Raw genomic sequence first — 16,594 nt, 5'->3', positions numbered from 1 at the left:
GTGCAGGTCACGGATAAGGGTGTGACAAGCCACTTCTCGACGCGGAACGCCACCATTCCGAACGACATCGACCACACCCAGTGGGCGCAGTGGCAGGGTCGAAGCAGCCTGCGGGTCTTCCCGTCGCCGGCCGGCCGGGCCGCCTCGAGGATCCCCGCCGCCACGGCGCTGGTCGACGAGGCCTGGTCCGAGGTGCTCGCCTTGTCGCCCGACGCCGACACCGCAGGCATGCGCGCGCAGTTCGTCTGCCACTGGCAGTTCGCCGAACTCGCCCAGCCCGGCAAGGTCAGCTGGAACCTGGAGCCCTGGCGACCGGTCGTCGACGACAACGAAATGGTCGCCTCCGGGTGCAATCCCGGCGGTCCGGAAGAATCCTTCTGATGGCAACCCAACCCAGCCGAGCGCAGTTGGCGGCGTTCGTCGACCACACCCTGCTCAAACCCGAAGCGACCGACGCGGACGTGGCCGCCCTGGTCGCCGAAGCGGCCGAACTCGGCGTCTACGCGGTGTGCGTCTCGCCGTCGATGGTTCCCGTCGCGGTGCGAGCCGGCGCCGGCGTGCGGGTGGCCGGCGTCGCGGGCTTCCCGTCCGGCAAGCACCTCCCGGCGGTGAAGGCACACGAGGCGGCCCTGGCCGTCGCGTCCGGTGCCTGCGAGATCGACATGGTCATCGATGTCGGGGCGGCGCTGGCCGGCGACCTCGACGCGGTGCGCTCCGATATCCACGCCGTGCGCGGCGCGATCGGCGGCGCCGTGCTCAAGGTGATCGTGGAGTCGGCCGCGCTGCTCGCGCTCGCCGACGAGCCCACGCTGGCGCAGGTATGCCGCGCCGCCGAAGACGCCGGCGCCGACTTCGTCAAGACGTCAACCGGTTTTCATCCGGCCGGCGGCGCATCCGTGCGCGCGGTCGCGCTGATGGCCGAGACGGTCGGTGGGCGCCTCGGGGTGAAGGCCAGCGGCGGCATCCGCACCGCCGAGGACGCGCTCGCCATGCTGGATGCGGGCGCCACCCGGTTGGGGTTGTCGGGCACCCGGAGAGTGCTCGACGGCCTCGGCTGATGGACTAGATGCTCGCCGTCAGAGGTTGGCGAAGCAGGGGTCGTTGTCGTTGCCGTTCGGAATGGTGGCGTTCCGCGTCGAGAAGTGGCTTGTCACACCCTTATCCGTGACCTGCACGCTGTCGGCGTGGATACCCAGCGGGTAGTTCTTGGTCAGGTTTGAGGTGAAGTCGTCCAGCGTCGACTGCACGGACTCCTTGGGCATGGTGAAGCCGAGCGCGTTGAAGCTGACGATCTGCAGCTGCAATCCGGTGCCCGACACCACCGGCTTGGCGGTGATGTTGTCCAACATGCCCTTCAACTCGATGGTGCCGTCGGCGGGATGCGTGGTCACGGTGTTGGTGACGAACGGGCCCAGCACCGGGATCGCGTTCTGCACCGACTGCTTGATGCCGTCAGTGGTCCAGTCGATGGTGGCGTCCAGCGAGCCGAGGGTGCCCTTCGAGTTGCCCGTGTCCTTGAGGCGGACGTCGTTGATGTTGATCGAGAGCTTCATGCCCTTGGCGTCGCGGATGTTGTTGCCGGCCGTCTGCACCGAGATGTTGGTGTAGTGCTTGGTCGCCTGCTGCCACAGCATCAGGGGCGTCACCCCGAAGGACGCGGTGGCCTGGTCCTTGACCTCACACGCCACCGCCTGGGCGACCTTGGTGTCCGCGACGTGGCGCACGTACAGCTCGGCCCCGATGAGCCCGGCGATGATCAGCGCGATCACGATGATGAAGATCAGCAGGACGGATACCGGGTCACGGCCGAAGCGGCGCTTCTTCTTCCCCGGTGTCGCGTCGTCGTGCGGGGGAGTGGCCAGGCGCTCGGTCGGACCCGCGGGCGGGGTCGGCGGTGGCGGGTAGCCGGGCTGCTGCATGTTCGGCTGGGGCGTCCCGAATCGCTCGGTCTGCCCCGGTGGGGGGCCTTGAGCGGGAGGCGGCGGCGGGGGTACGTGACCCGGCCCGCCGGTGCTTATCCGCTCGGTCGGCCGCTCGGTTGGCGGCTGGCCGAAAGGTCCCTGGTTGGAGGGACGGCCCCACTGCGACGGGTCCGGGTTGGGTGGTCCTTGTGGGTTCGTCACCCGACCGATTCTGCCTTATCAACCTGAGCAAAGTCCGAGTGGTTGCTAAGGACTGCGATGCTCTTGCGGGCCTCGGCGACCCTGTCGACGTCGATATCGGCCACCACGAGCTGCGGGTTCGAGCCGGCCGACGCGACGACCTCGCCCAGGGGCGAGACCACCAGGCTGCCCCCCACCCCGGTCGGCGCCCCCGACGTGGATCCGTGCGCGTCACCGGGATCGGCCTGACCCGCCGCCGCGACGTAGCTCATCGAATCGAGCGCGCGGGCCCGGGCCAGCAGCGTCCACTGATCGAGTTTGCCGGGACCCGAACCCCAGGACGCGCACACCGCGATCAGCTGGGCGCCGCGGCGGGCCAGCTCGGTGTAGAGCGCCGGGAAACGAATGTCATAGCAAACCGTCAGCCCCACCCGGACGCCATCGACCGTGATCACCACCGGGTCGTGTCCCGGCGCGACCGTGCGGGATTCGGTGAAGCCGAATGCGTCGTAGAGGTGGATCTTGTCGTAGTGGGCGTCCGCCTCGGCGGAGCCGCCCGGACCGGCAGCGATCAGCGTGTTCTTCACCCGCCCGTCGCCCGACGGGGTGAACATGCCGGCGACGACGGTGATGTTGGAATCGGCCGCGATGCGGCGCACCCCGTCGGCCCAGGGCCCGTCGACCGGCTCGGCCACCGGACCCAGCGGCACACCGAACCGGCACATCGTCGCCTCGGGGAACACCACCAGCGTCGCGCCGGCATCGGCGGCCCGGCGGCTGTACTCGTCCACCAGCCGCAGGTTTGCTGCCGGGTCGGTGCCGCTGAGGATCTGCGCCAAGGCGATTCGCATGAGCGCCAGCTTAGGCCGGGCGACGATGCGCGCCGCTATGGCGGCGGGCGGAGGAGCTGGGCAATGCAGCTCAGGCTCGGTCGAAAGCCTCAGGCCGATTTGGCGAGCCACTCCGTGGTGAAGCGCTGTTCGTCGGCGATCAGTTCGGCCAGCCGGGTGCCGATGATGTTCTCCAGCTTGCCGCCGATGATCGGGACGCGCACCTGCACGGTGGCGCGGAACGTCAGCCGGGCGCCGCCGGTCGCTTCGATGGGCTCCAGGACGGCGGAGCCGGTCAGGTTCACCGGTGCATCCACGATCGAACCCACGACCGACCCCGACGCGGCGCCGCCGGTGACCGGCCCCCACGCCTCCTCGCGCCGGATGCACAGGTCACCGCTGTGCAGCTGGGTGACCATCCCGGGGAGCTTGTCACTGCGGATCACCTGCAGCGTGACGACCTCGACGGTGTCGTCGTTCCCGGACTCGCCGCCGACCCGCATCGACTCCAGCGTGGCGACGTCGACGCCAGACCCGGCCAGCCTGGCGCGCCAGTAATTCGCATCCGTGAAGGCGCGGTGCACCTCGTCAACACTGCCGTCGTAATCGGCCGACAAGTCGAATGAACGCGGCATAGCAGGTCAGGCTACCGTTACGGGCCATGAATTCCAGCGGAGCCGGTTCGGAGTTCGCCGGTGCGCCGGTGGCCGACGCGGCGCCACTGGCGCCACTGACCACGCTGCGGGTCGGACCGACCGCACGTCGCCTGATCACCTGCATGACCAGCGAACAGGTGATCGCCACCCTGCGGCAGCTGGACGCCGAAGCGCCCGGCGGGCAACGCGACTCGGTGCTGGTCTTCGCCGGCGGCTCCAACCTGGTGATCTCCGACGCCCTGACCGGCCTGACCGCGGTGCGGCTGGCCAATGCCGGCATCACCGTCGACGGCAACCTGGTGCGCGCCGAGGCGGGCGCGGTGTGGGACGACGTCGTGGTGACCGCCATCGAGCACGGTCTCGGCGGACTGGAATGCCTGTCCGGCATCCCCGGCTCGGCAGGGGCCACCCCGGTGCAGAACGTCGGGGCCTACGGCGCCGAGGTCTCCGACACCATCACCCGGGTCCGGGTGCTCGATCGCGGCAGCGGCGAGGTGCACTGGGTGCCGGGCAGCGAGCTGGGCTTCGGCTACCGCACCAGCGTGTTCAAACGCGGCGGCGAGAGCGGACTCGAAATCCCTTCTGTCGTCTTGGAAGTGGAGTTCGCGCTGGACGCATCCGGGCGCAGCGCGCCGTTGCGCTACGGCGAGCTGGCGAGCGCGCTGAACGTGGCCGCCGGCGAGCGCGCCGACCCGCTAGCGGTCCGCGACGCCGTGCTGGCCCTGCGGGCGCGCAAGGGCATGGTGCTCGACCCGGCCGACCACGACACCTGGAGCGTGGGCTCGTTCTTCACCAACCCGGTGGTCACCCCGGACGTCTACGAGCGGCTGGCCGCGTCCGTCGGCGGTCCGGTCCCGAACTACCCGGCGCCCGACGGGGTCAAGCTGGCCGCCGGCTGGCTGGTGGAACGGGCCGGCTTCGGCAAGGGTTATCCGGACGACGCGACCGCCCGGTGCCGGTTGTCCACCAAGCACGCACTGGCGTTGACCAACCGCGGCGGCGCCGGCTCCGAAGACGTGATTGCGCTGGCTCGCGCCGTGCGCGACGGGGTGCGGGCTGTGTTTGCCATCACACTGGTCCCCGAACCCGTCCTGCTCGGCTGCAGGCTGTAGCCGCAAAATTTGCCGACGCGCGCGCGGCGCCGATTTGTGGTGGCCGGACTGCCCGATTTTCCCCGGTATCTTTGATTTTCGTGACCCCGTCCCGCGCCCCGCGGCCGTTCAACCGGCGTGCGGCTTTGGCGACCCTGGGGTTGGGTGTACTCGCCCCCAACGTGCTGGCCGCCTGCGGCGGCACGACCGCGAACCAGGCCGAGAAGAAAGAGCAGCCCGCACCGCAGCTCAAGTATCAGCCCGCCAACGCGACCGACAACGTGGTGCCGATCGCCCCGGTCAGCGTAGAGGTCAACGACGGCTGGTTCCAGCACGTCACGCTGTCGAACTCGTCGGGCAAGGCCGTCGCTGGCGCCTTCAATCAGGACCGCACCGTCTACACGACCTCCGAGCCGCTGGGCTACGACCAGACCTACACGTGGAGCGGCTCGGCCGTCGGGCACGACGGCAAGGCGGTCCCGGTGGCGGGCAAGTTCACCACGGTGTCGCCCACCAAGAAGATCGGCGGCTCATTCCAGCTCGGCGACGGTCAGACCGTCGGGGTCGCGGCGCCGATCATCATCCAGTTCGACGCGCCGATCAGCGACAAGGCCGCCGTGGAAAAGGCGCTCACCGTTACCACGAATCCGCCCGTCGAGGGCAGCTGGGCCTGGTTACCCGACGAGGCGGCCGGTGCCCGGGCGCACTGGCGCACTCGCGAGTACTACCCGGCGGGCACCACGGTCAACGTCGACGCCAAGCTCTACGGCCTGCCGTTCGGCGACAACGCCTACGGCGCCGACGACATTTCGCTGAACATCCAGATCGGCCGCCGGCAAGTGGTCAAGGCCGAGGTCACATCGCACCGCATCCAGGTGATCCGCGACGAGGGCGTCATCATGGACTTCCCGTGCAGCTACGGCGAGGCGGACAAGGCGCGCAACGTCACCCGCAACGGCATCCACGTGGTCAGCGAAAAGTACGCCGACTTCTACATGTCCAACCCGGCCGCCGGCTACAGCCACGTGCACGAACGCTGGGCGGTGCGGATCTCCAATAACGGGGAGTTCATCCACGCCAACCCGGCGAGCTCCGGCGCCCAGGGCAACACCAACGTCACCAACGGCTGCATCAACCTGTCGACGGGCGACGCCGAGCAGTACTTCCAGTCGGCAATCTACGGCGACCCGGTCGAGGTGACCGGCAGCACGATCCAGCTGTCCTACTCGGACGGCGACCTCTGGGACTGGGCCGTGGACTGGGACACCTGGGTGGCCATGTCCGCGCTGCCGCCGCCGAGCGCACATCCGCCGGGCAGCCAGATTCCCGTCACCGCGCCGGTCACGCCGTCCAACGCGCCGACCCTGTCGGGCACCCCGACCACCACGACGTCCCCGGCCAGCACCGGCCCGGCTACCCCTGGCGGTTAAACCGGGAGGTCGTGGCCTGGTCGCGCGGCTTCATCACGATCAAGTCCAGATCGACGTGCGAGGGCCGCGAGGCGACAAACTCGATCACCTCGGCCACGTCTTCGGCCACCAGCGGTGTGATGCCGGTGTAGACGGCGTCCGCGCGTTGTTGGTCGCCGTCGAAGCGGACCAACGAGAATTCCGTTTCGACCGCGCCCGGGGCGATCTCGGTCAGCCGGACCGGCTTGCCCAGTAGCTCGCCGCGCAGCGTGCGGTGCATCGCCCCCTGAGCGTGTTTGGCCGCCGTGTATCCGGCGCCGCCGTCGTAAACCTCAAGTGCCGCAACGGAAGTGACTGTGACGATCAGCCCGTCGCCGGAGTCGATCAGCTTGGGCAGCAACGCGCGGGTGACCCGCAGCGTGCCGATCACGTTGGTCTCCCACATCCACTGCCAGTGCTCGAGTTCGGCCTCGGCGACAGGCGCCAGGCCCCGGGCGCCGCCGGCGTTGTTGACCAGCACGTCGACGCGGTCCAATTTGCTCGCCAATGTTTCGACTGATGCCCCATCTGTGACATCGGCCACAATGGCGGTACCGCCGATTTCACTGGCCAGGGCCTCAATCCGGTCCGCGCGGCGTGCCACCGCGACGACGTGAAAGCCCTGCGCAGCCAGGTTGCGGGCGGTTGCTGCGCCGATCCCCGAGCTGGCCCCGGTAATCACTGCGACTCGTTTATTCCTGCCAGTTTTAACCATCGAAACAACCTTAATGAACGTGCTAGATTTTGCGTGTGCTCCTTAGCGCCCTGTCCAACACCACCACCGCCGCGTGTCTGTGCGCGGCGGGTGCGTGTTGTTGCTGCGCACTTTGCCGCTCCTGAACCCAGCCAGGTGTGGCCAAGACGGCCAGCGAAAATCGGACAAAAAGGACGCTCGTGCGTACGAATACCCTCACCCATACCCATCATTCGCCCAGCCGTGCCGTCGGGCACCTGCCTGGTCAAAAGGGCCCCCGCCCGGTGCGCCGGCAGATCGTGCCGCCGGCGCTGAACATCCCCGACTCGGCGGCCGCCTCCGTCTTCCGGGCGGTGCGGTTGCGCGGCCCGGTCGGCCGTGACGTCATCGCCGGCGTCACCTCGCTGAGCATCGCCACGGTCAACCGTCAGGTCATCGCACTGCTGGAAGCAGGCCTGCTGCGCGAGCGCGCCGACCTGGCCGTCTCCGGCGCCATCGGCCGCCCGCGCGTGCCGGTGGAGGTCAACCACGAGCCGTTCGTGACGCTCGGCATCCACATCGGTGCGCGGACCACCAGCATCGTGGCCACCGACCTGTTCGGGCGCACCCTCGACACGGTCGAGACCCCGACACCGCGCAACCCGGCCGGCCCCGCGCTGGCGACGCTGGCCGACAGCGCCCGCCGCTACCTGCGGCGTTGGCATCGGCGACGGCCGCTGTGGGTCGGGGTCGCCATCGGTGGCACCGTCGACAGCGCCACCGGCCAGGTGGACCACCCGCGGCTGGGCTGGCGCCAGGCGCCGGTCGGGCAGGTGCTGGCCGACGCGCTGGGCCTGCCGGTCTCGGTGGCCTCGCACGTCGACGCCATGGCCGGCGCGGAGCTGCTGCTGGGCATGCGGCGCTTCCTGCCCAGCTCGCCGACCAGCTTGTACGTCTACGCCCGCGAGACCGTGGGCTACGCGCTGGTGATCGGCGGGCGGGTGCACGTCCCGGCCAGCGGTCCGGGCACCATCGCGACCCTGCCGGCCCACTCCGAGCTGCTCGGCGGCACCGGTCAGCTGGAGTCGACCGTCAGCGACGAGGCCGTCGTGGCCGTCGCCCGCCAGCAACGCATCCTGCCGTTCGCCCCAGCGAACCGTGCGAACGGCTCCGCCAGCGGCATCTCCGATCTGCTGCGGGTGGCGCGGGCCGGCAACCAGCAGGCCAAGGACCTGCTCGCCGAGCGGGGCCGCGTGCTCGGCGAGGCGGTGGCGTTGCTGCGCGACATGCTCAACCCCGACGAGCTGGTGGTCGGCGGCCAGGCTTTCACCGAGTACCCCGAGGCGATGGAGCAGGTGGAGGCGGCCTTCGCGGAACGCTCGGTGCTGGGGCCCCGCGACATCCGCCTCACCACCTTCGGCAACCGGGTGCAGGAGGCCGGCGCGGGAACCGTCTCGCTGTCCGGGCTGTACGCCGACCCGCTGGGTGGGATGCGGCGCGCCGGGGCGCTGGATGCCCGGCTGCACGACGCCGCTCGCGACGAGTCGTCCGCCTGACGCGACTGTAGTGTCCAGCGCGCTTGGGCTGGCCGGCGCGCCATCCTGTAAAGATGACAGGGTGCGGCACGACGACGTTTTGCGGCTGAATGAGCCGCGCCGGGTCGCAGTGTTGGCGGTCCACACCTCACCACTGGCCCAGCCCGGCACCGGCGACGCGGGCGGCATGAACGTCTACGTGCTGCAGACCGCGTTGCACCTGGCGCGGCGGGGCATCGAGGTCGAGATCTTCACGCGCGCGACCGCCTCCGCCGACCCGCCGGTCGCGCGGGTGGCGCCCGGGGTGCTGGTCCGCAATGTCGTCGCGGGCCCATTCGAGGGCCTGGACAAATACGACCTGCCCACCCAGCTGTGCGCGTTCGCGGCCGGAGTGTTGCGCGCCGAGGCATCGCACGAGCCGGGCCACTACGACATCGTGCACTCGCACTATTGGCTGTCCGGACAGGTCGGTTGGCTGGCGCGGGACCGCTGGGCGGTGCCGTTGGTGCACACCGCGCACACGCTCGCCGCGGTCAAGAACGCGGCGCTGGCCGAGGGGGATTCGCCCGAGCCGCCGCTGCGCACGGTCGGCGAGCAGCAGGTTGTCGACGAGGCAGACCGGCTGATCGTCAACACCGAGGACGAAGCCAAGCAACTGATCTCGATTCACCATGCCGACCCGGCGAGGATCGACATCGTCCATCCCGGAGTGGATCTCGACATGTTCCGCCCCGGCGACCGCAGGGCCGCCCGGGCCGAACTGGGGCTACCGCTCGACGAAGACATCGTGGCGTTCGTCGGCAGGATCCAGCCGCTGAAGGCGCCCGACATCGTGTTGCGCGCCGCCGCGCAACTGCCCGGCGTGCGCATCGTGGTGGCCGGCGGGCCCTCGGGCAGCGGGCTGGCCTCCCCGGACGGATTGGTGCGGCTGGCCGACGAACTTGGTATCGCCGAGCGCGTGACGTTCCTGCCCCCGCAGTCGCGCCCGAATCTGGCCACGTTGTTCCAGGCGGCCAATCTTGTTGCGGTGCCCAGCTATTCGGAGTCCTTCGGCCTGGTCGCCCTCGAGGCGCAGGCGTGCGGGACGCCGGTGGCCGCGGCCGCGGTCGGCGGTTTGCCGGTGGCCGTGCAGGACGGGATGACCGGCACGCTGGTGGCCGGGCACGACGTCGGGCAGTGGGCGGATGCGCTGGGCCGGCTGCTGCGGTTGCCCGCGCCGCAAGCCGAGGAGATGGGCCGCGCGGCCGCCGCGCACGCCGCCACGTTCTCCTGGGACCACACCACCGATGCGCTGTTGGCCAGCTATCGGCGCGCGATCCGCGAATACACCGCCGAGCGCCGGGAGGTGGGCGCATGACCGCCACGGTGGAGCGCGTGATCGAGGACGCCCTGCAGGCCAGCGGATTGAACTACTCGAAACACGCTGGCGCACACGGTGGTCTGTCGGGACTGGTGGTGGAACTGCCCGGCGAGCGCAAGCTCAAGACCAACACCATCCTGAGCGTCGGCGAGCATTCGGTGCGGGTCGAGGCGTTCGTGTGCCGCAAGCCCGACGAGAACCACGAAGGCGTCTACCGTTTCCTGCTCAAGCGCAACCGCCGCCTCTACGGCGTGGCCTACACGCTGGACAACGTCGGGGACATCTATCTGGTGGGCCGCATGTCGCTGGCCTCGGTGGACGCCGACGAACTCGACCGGGTGCTCGGGCAGGTGCTCGAAGCGGTGGATTCGGACTTCAATACGTTGCTGGAGTTGGGTTTTCGTTCGTCGATCCAGAAAGAGTGGGAGTGGCGGGTGTCTCGCGGTGAGTCGCTGAAGAACCTGGAGGCCTTCGCTCACCTGATCGACGATGACGACGATGACGCTGACAACCGCTGAATGAGTGCGTGAGAGACTAGCCGGCATGGGTGACACCGCCACGCTGGTACTGCTTCGCCACGGCGAAAGCGAATGGAACTCGCTGAACCTCTTCACCGGTTGGGTCGACGTCGGCCTCACCGAGAAGGGCCGGGCCGAGGCCGTGCGCAGCGGTGAGTTGCTGACCGAGAACAACCTGCTGCCCGACATCCTCTACACCTCGCTGCTGCGCCGGGCCATCTCCACCGCGCACCTGGCGCTGGACGCCGCCGACCGGCTGTGGATTCCGGTGCGTCGCACCTGGCGCCTCAACGAGCGTCATTACGGGGCGCTGCAGGGGCTGGACAAGGCCGAGACGAAGGCCCGCTACGGCGAGGACCAGTTCATGGCCTGGCGGCGCAGCTACGACACGCCGCCCCCGCCCATCGAGAAGGGCAGCACCTACAGCCAGGACACCGATCCCCGGTACGCCGACATCGGCGGCGGCCCGCTCACCGAGTGCCTGGCCGATGTGGTCGTGCGTTTCCTGCCGTATTTCACCGACGTCATCGTCCCGGACCTGCGCAGCGGCAAGACGGTGCTGATCGTCGCGCACGGCAACTCGCTGCGGGCCCTGGTCAAGCACCTCGACCAGGTGTCCGACGACGAGATCGCCGGATTGAACATCCCGACCGGCATCCCGCTGCGCTACGACCTGGACGCTGACCTGCGGCCCGTGGTGCCCGGTGGCACCTATCTGGACCCGGAGGCGGCCGCTGCCGGCGCCGCCGCGGTTGCCAGCCAGGGGCGTGGCTGACGCCGGCGCACTCGTCGTTTTGCGAGATAAAGGCCCATTTAGCCGAACATCGCGTGAACGGAAGCGGAACACCTGTGGCGCAAAATGTGACTTGTCCGATTTTGGCCTCGTTCCGCTAGGGCAGCGTTCAGGAAGATTTGTAGGATTTGCTATGTGACTGTGTTCTCGGCGCTGTTGCTGGCCGGGGTTTTGTCCGCGCTGGCGCTGACCGCAGGTGTACTGGTCGGAATCCGGCTGTCACCGCGGGCGGTGCAGCGCCGCCAGCGGGTCGAGTGGACCGGGATCACCGTCGCGCAGATGCTGCAACGCATCGTGGCGCTGATGCCGCTGGGCGCGGCGGTGGTGGACGCCCATCGCGACGTCGTCTACCTCAATGACCGGGCCAAGGAGTTGGGCCTGGTGCGCGATCGTCAGCTCGATGACCAGGCCTGGCAGGCGGCGCAGCAGGCCCTGACCGGCGTCGACGTCGAATTCGACCTGCAGCCGGCGAAACGGTCGGGCGGCCGATCCGGGCTCTCGGTGCACGGCCAGGCCCGGTTGCTCAGCGAAGAAGACCGCCGATTCGCCGTGGTCTTCGCCCACGATCAGTCCGACTACGCGCGGATGGAAGCGACGCGGCGCGACTTCGTGGCCAACGTCAGCCACGAGCTCAAGACCCCGGTCGGCGCCATGGCGCTGCTCGCCGAGGCGCTGCTGGCCTCCTCCGACGACTCCGAAACCGTGCGGCGGTTCGCCGAGAAGGTGCTCGTCGAAGCCAACCGGCTGGGCGACATGGTCGCCGAGCTGATCGAGCTGTCCCGGTTGCAGGGTGCCGAACGGCTGCCCACCGTCATCGAGGTCGACGTCGATCAGGTTGTGGGCGAAGCGATTTCGCGCCACAAGGTGGCAGCCGACAACACCGATATCGAGGTGCGCACTGACGCGCCAAGCGGTCTGCGGGTGCTGGGCGACGAGACGCTGCTGGTGACCGCCCTGGCCAACCTGGTGTCCAACGCCATCGCCTACTCGCCGCCGGGTTCGCCGGTGTCGATCAGTCGCCGCCGCCGCGGCGACAACGTCGAGATCGCGGTGACCGACCGCGGCATCGGAATCGCCCTGGAAGACCAGGAGCGGGTTTTCGAGCGGTTCTTCCGAGGCGACAAGGCACGCTCACGCGCCACCGGCGGCAGCGGTCTGGGCCTGGCCATCGTCAAGCACGTCGCGGCCAACCACAACGGCAGCATCGGCGTATGGAGCAAACCCGGAACCGGATCGACATTCACCCTTTCCATTCCGGCTGCCATGGCGTCTGATCAGGACCATGATGAATCCGAGCAAGCACAGGGTCGCGATGTGCGGCCCAACCGCTCACAACGAGAGGAAGAACTAAGTCGATGACCAGTGTGCTGATCGTGGAGGACGAGGAGTCGCTGGCCGATCCGCTGGCCTTCCTGCTCCGCAAGGAGGGTTTCGAGGCCACCGTGGTGACTGACGGTTCGGCCGCGCTGGCCGAGTTTGATCGGGGCGGCGCCGACATTGTGCTGCTCGACCTGATGCTGCCCGGAATCTCCGGCACCGACGTCTGCAAGCAACTGCGGGCGCGTTCCAGCGTGCCGGTGATCATGGTCACCGCCCGCGACAGCGAGATCGACAAGGTTGTGGGTCTCGAACTCGGTGCCGACGACTATGTGACCAAGCCGTATTCGGCGCGCGAGTTGATCGCGCGGATCCGGGCGGTGTTGCGCCGTGGCGGTGACGACGATTCCGAGATCAGCGATGGCGTGCTCGAATCCGGCCCCGTGCGGATGGATGTGGAACGTCACGTCGTCTCGGTAAATGGCGATGCGATCACCTTGCCGCTCAAGGAGTTTGACCTTCTTGAGTATCTGATGCGCAACAGCGGCCGGGTGCTGACCCGCGGACAGTTGATCGACCGGGTGTGGGGTGCCGACTACGTCGGCGACACCAAGACACTCGACGTGCACGTCAAGCGGCTGCGGTCCAAGATCGAATCCGACCCGGCCAACCCGGTGCACCTGGTGACGGTGCGGGGGCTGGGCTACAAGCTCGAAGGCTAGCCGGACGGCTCCGTCGGCGGCGGATCGGTGATGTCGAAGACGGTCCGGCCATCGTCGTTGGCGCTCAACGTAATACGCCGACGCATGTCCGCCGTCATCGGCGGAAGGTCGGCGAGGTCGAACCACGCGGCCGCCGTGCTCTCGTCGTCGGCCGCATAGGGCTCCCCGGACAGCCAGTCCATCCGGAACACGTGGTCCAGGTACTGGGCATGATCACCGTTGGCGTGCACGGCCGGTCGGGTCACATGCACCCAGGCGAGGCGGGTGGCTCGCGCGCCGACCCCGGTCTCCTCGCGCACTTCGCGCGCCGCGCAGTCCGCCGGATTCTCGCCCGGCTCTACGATCCCCGTCACGGCCGTCCACGCACCGTTGTCGGATCGCTTGACCAGCAACACTTTTCGATCTCTGATCGTCACTGCCGTGATGCCGGGCAGCCACAGCGGTGCATGGCCGATGGAGCGGCGAAGCTCGACGATGAATTCGGGGACCGGCACGCACCGTTCTTAACACACGAGGGGATGGCCCTGCCGTGCCACGCCACCGTGGGGCGGCGGCCGATCGCTTTTCGTCGTCCATCGCCTGCTCCCGTCGCCGACCGCGGCTTACCGGGTTTCAGCCTGAAGTGTGCGGCTACTCGGCGATGCGAGTCGCCGGGTGCACCGCGATAAGTCCTAACTTGCTGCGGCGCTTGCACATTGCGGCCAGCTCGGAATACGCCTTTGCGCCCAGCAGTTCGGTGAGTTCGTCGGCCAGGCTTTCCCACACCTGCTTGGCGCCGACATGAGCGGCGGGATCACCGGTGCAGTACCAGTGCAGGTCGGCGCCGCCGGAACCCCAACCGCGGCGGTCGTATTCGGTGACCCAGGTCTTGAGGATCTCGGTGCCGTCGGGCCGCGTCACCCACTCCTGGCTGCGACGGATCGGCAACTGCCAGCACACATCCGGCTTCATGGTCAGCGGCGGCACACCCAGCTTGAGAGCCTTGCTGTGCAGTGCGCAGCCGACGCCGCCCGCAAAACCCGGCCGGTTCAGGAAGATGCACGCGTCTTTGTGCTTGCGGGTGCGGTACTGCGGCTGGCCGTCATGCTCGTCGAGCTCCAGATAACCCTTGCGGCCCAACCCTTTTTCGCGAAATTGCCAATCGGCGTCCGTCAGCTTCTGCACCGCGTCGTCCAGGCGGGCGCGGTCGTCGTCGTCGGACAGGAACGCACCGTGCGAGCAGCACCCGTCGTCCGGCCGGCCCTCCACCGTGCCCCGGCAGGCCGGGGTGCCGAACACGCAGGTCCATCGGGAGAGCAGCCAGGTCAGGTCCGCCGCGATGAGGTGCTCGGGGTTGTCGGGGTCGTAGAACTCCACCCATTCGCGGGCGAAGTCCAGCTCGACCTCTTGTCCCGGTTCCGGGTGCGAATTCGCCACGTGTTCCACGTTAGACCACGCTTCGGCCCATCCGAGCCGCTGACACTCGGGGTCCCTATGGCGGCGATCACGGCGGGTTAACCGGGTCGCGCAAAGCACCGCCCCCGAGCCTTCGTTAGGTTGTTTACGTGCGATTGGGCGTTCTCGACGTGGGCAGCAACACGGTGCATCTGCTGGTGGTCGATGCCCACCGCGGCGGTCATCCGACCCCGATGAGTTCGACGAAAGCCACTCTGCGTCTGGCCGAGGCCACCGACAGCGCCGGCAAGATCACCAAACGCGGTGCCGAGAAGCTGATCTCCACGATCGACGAATTCGCCAAGATCGCCGACAGTTCGGGCTGCGCGGAGCTGATGGCGTTCGCCACATCCGCGGTCCGCGACGCCGGCAACTCCGAGGATGTGCTGAGCCGGGTGCGCAAGGAGACCGGCGTCGAACTGCGGGTGTTGACCGGGGTCGACGAGTCGCGGCTGACCTTCCTGGCGGTGCGCCGGTGGTACGGGTGGAGCGCGGGCCGCATCATCAACCTGGACATCGGCGGCGGCTCGCTGGAGATGTCCAGCGGCGTGGACGAGGAGCCGGAGGTCGCGCTGTCGCTGCCGCTGGGCGCCGGACGGCTCACCCGCGAGTGGCTGCCCGACGATCCCCCGGGCCGGCGCCGGGTGGCGATGCTGCGGGACTGGCTGGACGCCGAGCTCTCCGAAGCCACCGTGAACATCCTCGAGGCGGGTGGTCCCGACCTGACGGTGGCGACATCGAAGACTTTCCGCTCGCTGGCGCGGCTCACTGGTGCGGCGCCCTCGGGCGCTGGACCGCGGGTCAAAAGGACGCTCACAGCAAACGGCCTCAGGCAACTCATATCTTTCATCTCTAGGATGACGACCGCTGACCGGGCAGAACTGGAAGGAGTGAGCGCCGAACGGGCACCGCAGATCGTTGCGGGTGCTCTGGTGGCGGAGGCAAGTATGCGAGCGCTGTCGATCGAATCAGTGGATATTTGCCCGTGGGCATTACGGGAAGGTCTCATCTTGCGCAAACTCGACAGCGAAGCCGACGGATCGGCCCTCATGGAGCCTTCGGTGCGCAATGCTGGAGGTCAGGTAGTTGATCGGAATCAGAACCGATCGAGAGGCGACAAACCATGACCGGACCGCACTTCGAGGCAGAGAGCCCCGGCACCCGGCCCATCTCGGTTGCCGAGTTGCTGGCAAGAAACGGAACCATCGGCGCCCCGGCGGTCACCCGGCGGCGTCGCCGCCGGCGCGGCGACAGCGACTCGGTGACCGTCGCCGAACTGACCGGCGACCTCCCGGCGATCCGCGATGACGACGACGAAACCGGAAGCAACGCCAACGAAGCCACGGACACGATCGACGCAGTCGATGCAGCCCCGCCCGCCGAGCCCGCCGCCCGGGAGGCCGAACCGGTAAGCAAAGCCGAGCCAAAGGCGCCCTACTGGTCCGAGCCCGAGCCGCGCTGGCCCAAGTCACCGCCGCAGCCCAAGCGCGCGCCGGGGCCCGAGCGCAGCGAATACCCGCGGCCGTTGCCCGAAGCCGGCCCGGGCTCGTCCGCCAACGGCACCGGCCAGGCCGGCTCAGGGGCCGAGGACATGAGCTTCGACCCGCTGGACCACTACGGCGACGTCCCGGTGGACGTCATGGACTCCGAAGTGCGCGAGGCCGAACCGGCGCTGGAGGACTCCGCCTACGTGCGCTCCTTCCTGCGATCCGGGGATGACGAGGACGACGAGGACGGCTCGGGGCCGCTGCCGGCCGGAGTGCTCGGCGGCGACGAGCACCTCGATCTCGAGGACCGGCACGCCGACGCCGGCGCGGACGCTCACCCGGAGCAGGGCAGATTCGACGCGGTGTGGCGCGGCGGCGTGGTCGTGCTGCAGTCGATGCTGGCCGTCGCGTTCGGCGGTGGGCTGTTCGTGGCCTTCGACCAGCTGTGGCGCTGGAACAGCCTGGTGGCGCTGGTGCTATCGGTGCTGGTCATCCTGGGCCTGGTGGCCGGGGTGCGGGTGGTTCGCAAGACCGAGGACATCGCCAGCACGTTGATCGCGGTCGCGGTGGGTGCGCTGATCACCCTGGGGCCCTTGGCACTGTCGTTGCAATCGGGCTAAGCGGCACC

At 68.8% G+C, this 16,594-nt stretch carries 18 protein-coding genes; 12 read left to right on the top strand and 6 right to left on the bottom strand.

Annotated features, from left to right (window positions below):
• The first annotated feature begins 21 nt into the window (after positions 1-21).
• Positions 22-381: a DUF2599 domain-containing protein gene (locus A5760_RS17665; RefSeq protein WP_064883083.1), complete on the top strand. Its 360-nt coding sequence runs from the start codon at positions 22-24 to the stop codon at positions 379-381.
• A complete protein-coding gene (gene deoC / locus A5760_RS17660; RefSeq protein WP_064883062.1) occupies positions 381-1,058 on the top strand; it encodes a deoxyribose-phosphate aldolase in 678 nt (225 codons plus the stop codon). Before A5760_RS17665 ends, deoC begins: the two co-directional genes overlap by 1 nt.
• 18 nt (positions 1,059-1,076) lie before the next feature.
• On the opposite strand, the gene A5760_RS17655 is transcribed toward deoC, so the two are convergent.
• The 3 genes from A5760_RS17655 to A5760_RS17645 form a co-directional block, all read right to left on the bottom strand.
• Positions 1,077-2,123, bottom strand: coding sequence for a DUF2993 domain-containing protein (locus tag A5760_RS17655; protein WP_064883061.1), 1,047 nt, complete (start codon positions 2,121-2,123; stop codon positions 1,077-1,079).
• The gene (locus tag A5760_RS17650) at positions 2,120-2,953 is read right to left on the bottom strand and encodes a carbon-nitrogen hydrolase family protein (protein WP_064883059.1); all 834 of its coding nucleotides are present in this window, start codon (positions 2,951-2,953) and stop codon (positions 2,120-2,122) included. The genes A5760_RS17655 and A5760_RS17650 overlap by 4 nt, the downstream gene beginning before the upstream one ends.
• 89 nt (positions 2,954-3,042) lie before the next feature.
• Positions 3,043-3,567: a DUF2505 domain-containing protein gene (locus A5760_RS17645; protein ID WP_064883057.1), complete on the bottom strand. Its 525-nt coding sequence runs from the start codon at positions 3,565-3,567 to the stop codon at positions 3,043-3,045.
• A 26-nt stretch (positions 3,568-3,593) separates the two neighbouring features.
• Between A5760_RS17645 and A5760_RS17640 the strand changes: the two genes are divergently transcribed.
• Together A5760_RS17640 and A5760_RS17635 are read left to right on the top strand one after the other, a co-directional pair.
• Positions 3,594-4,700, top strand: coding sequence for a UDP-N-acetylmuramate dehydrogenase (locus A5760_RS17640; RefSeq protein WP_064883055.1), 1,107 nt, complete (start codon positions 3,594-3,596; stop codon positions 4,698-4,700).
• A gap of 32 nt (positions 4,701-4,732) precedes the next feature.
• Positions 4,733-6,109 carry a L,D-transpeptidase gene (locus A5760_RS17635; RefSeq protein ID WP_196772121.1) on the top strand — a complete coding sequence of 459 codons (1,377 nt, stop codon included), beginning with the start codon at positions 4,733-4,735 and terminating at the stop codon, positions 6,107-6,109.
• Here the strand turns inward: A5760_RS17635 and A5760_RS17630 are convergent.
• Positions 6,093-6,842: an SDR family NAD(P)-dependent oxidoreductase gene (locus A5760_RS17630; RefSeq protein WP_064883051.1), complete on the bottom strand. Its 750-nt coding sequence runs from the start codon at positions 6,840-6,842 to the stop codon at positions 6,093-6,095. The genes A5760_RS17635 and A5760_RS17630 overlap by 17 nt on opposite strands.
• Positions 6,843-7,078: 236 nt before the next feature.
• Between A5760_RS17630 and A5760_RS17625 the strand changes: the two genes are divergently transcribed.
• From A5760_RS17625 to regX, 6 genes are all read left to right on the top strand, one after another.
• A complete protein-coding gene (locus A5760_RS17625; RefSeq protein WP_231122659.1) occupies positions 7,079-8,356 on the top strand; it encodes an ROK family protein in 1,278 nt (425 codons plus the stop codon).
• A gap of 61 nt (positions 8,357-8,417) precedes the next feature.
• Complete coding sequence (gene mshA / locus A5760_RS17620) at positions 8,418-9,692, top strand: D-inositol-3-phosphate glycosyltransferase (protein ID WP_064883049.1); 1,275 nt, start codon at positions 8,418-8,420, stop codon at positions 9,690-9,692.
• Positions 9,689-10,213, top strand: a complete 525-nt coding sequence (locus A5760_RS17615; RefSeq protein WP_064883047.1) for a YbjN domain-containing protein — start codon at positions 9,689-9,691, stop codon at positions 10,211-10,213. Before mshA ends, A5760_RS17615 begins: the two co-directional genes overlap by 4 nt.
• 25 nt (positions 10,214-10,238) lie before the next feature.
• The gene (locus tag A5760_RS17610; protein WP_064883045.1) at positions 10,239-10,988 is read left to right on the top strand and encodes a phosphoglyceromutase; all 750 of its coding nucleotides are present in this window, start codon (positions 10,239-10,241) and stop codon (positions 10,986-10,988) included.
• A gap of 153 nt (positions 10,989-11,141) precedes the next feature.
• Positions 11,142-12,365: a sensor histidine kinase gene (locus A5760_RS17605; RefSeq protein WP_155764359.1), complete on the top strand. Its 1,224-nt coding sequence runs from the start codon at positions 11,142-11,144 to the stop codon at positions 12,363-12,365.
• Positions 12,362-13,045: a two-component sensory transduction protein RegX gene (regX, locus tag A5760_RS17600; RefSeq protein ID WP_064883041.1), complete on the top strand. Its 684-nt coding sequence runs from the start codon at positions 12,362-12,364 to the stop codon at positions 13,043-13,045. The genes A5760_RS17605 and regX overlap by 4 nt, the downstream gene beginning before the upstream one ends.
• On the opposite strand, the gene A5760_RS17595 is transcribed toward regX, so the two are convergent.
• Together A5760_RS17595 and A5760_RS17590 are read right to left on the bottom strand one after the other, a co-directional pair.
• Complete coding sequence (locus A5760_RS17595; protein WP_064883039.1) at positions 13,042-13,539, bottom strand: NUDIX hydrolase; 498 nt, start codon at positions 13,537-13,539, stop codon at positions 13,042-13,044. The two genes, regX and A5760_RS17595, sit on opposite strands and share 4 nt — an antisense overlap.
• Positions 13,540-13,675: 136 nt before the next feature.
• Positions 13,676-14,470, bottom strand: a complete 795-nt coding sequence (locus tag A5760_RS17590; RefSeq protein WP_064883037.1) for a hypothetical protein — start codon at positions 14,468-14,470, stop codon at positions 13,676-13,678.
• Between the two features lie 119 nt (positions 14,471-14,589).
• Between A5760_RS17590 and A5760_RS17585 the strand changes: the two genes are divergently transcribed.
• Entirely contained in the window at positions 14,590-15,606 is a 1,017-nt protein-coding gene (locus tag A5760_RS17585) for a Ppx/GppA phosphatase family protein (RefSeq protein ID WP_064883035.1), read from the top strand.
• A complete protein-coding gene (locus A5760_RS17580; protein WP_064883033.1) occupies positions 15,603-16,586 on the top strand; it encodes a hypothetical protein in 984 nt (327 codons plus the stop codon). The genes A5760_RS17585 and A5760_RS17580 overlap by 4 nt, the downstream gene beginning before the upstream one ends.
• The last annotated feature ends 8 nt before the right edge of the window (positions 16,587-16,594 follow it).

Source organism: Mycobacterium colombiense (assembly GCF_001665835.1).
Lineage (GTDB): Bacteria > Actinomycetota > Actinomycetes > Mycobacteriales > Mycobacteriaceae > Mycobacterium > Mycobacterium colombiense_A.
The sequence above is the reverse complement of the archived record's forward strand: the minus strand, read 5'-3'. Positions and strand labels throughout refer to the sequence as shown.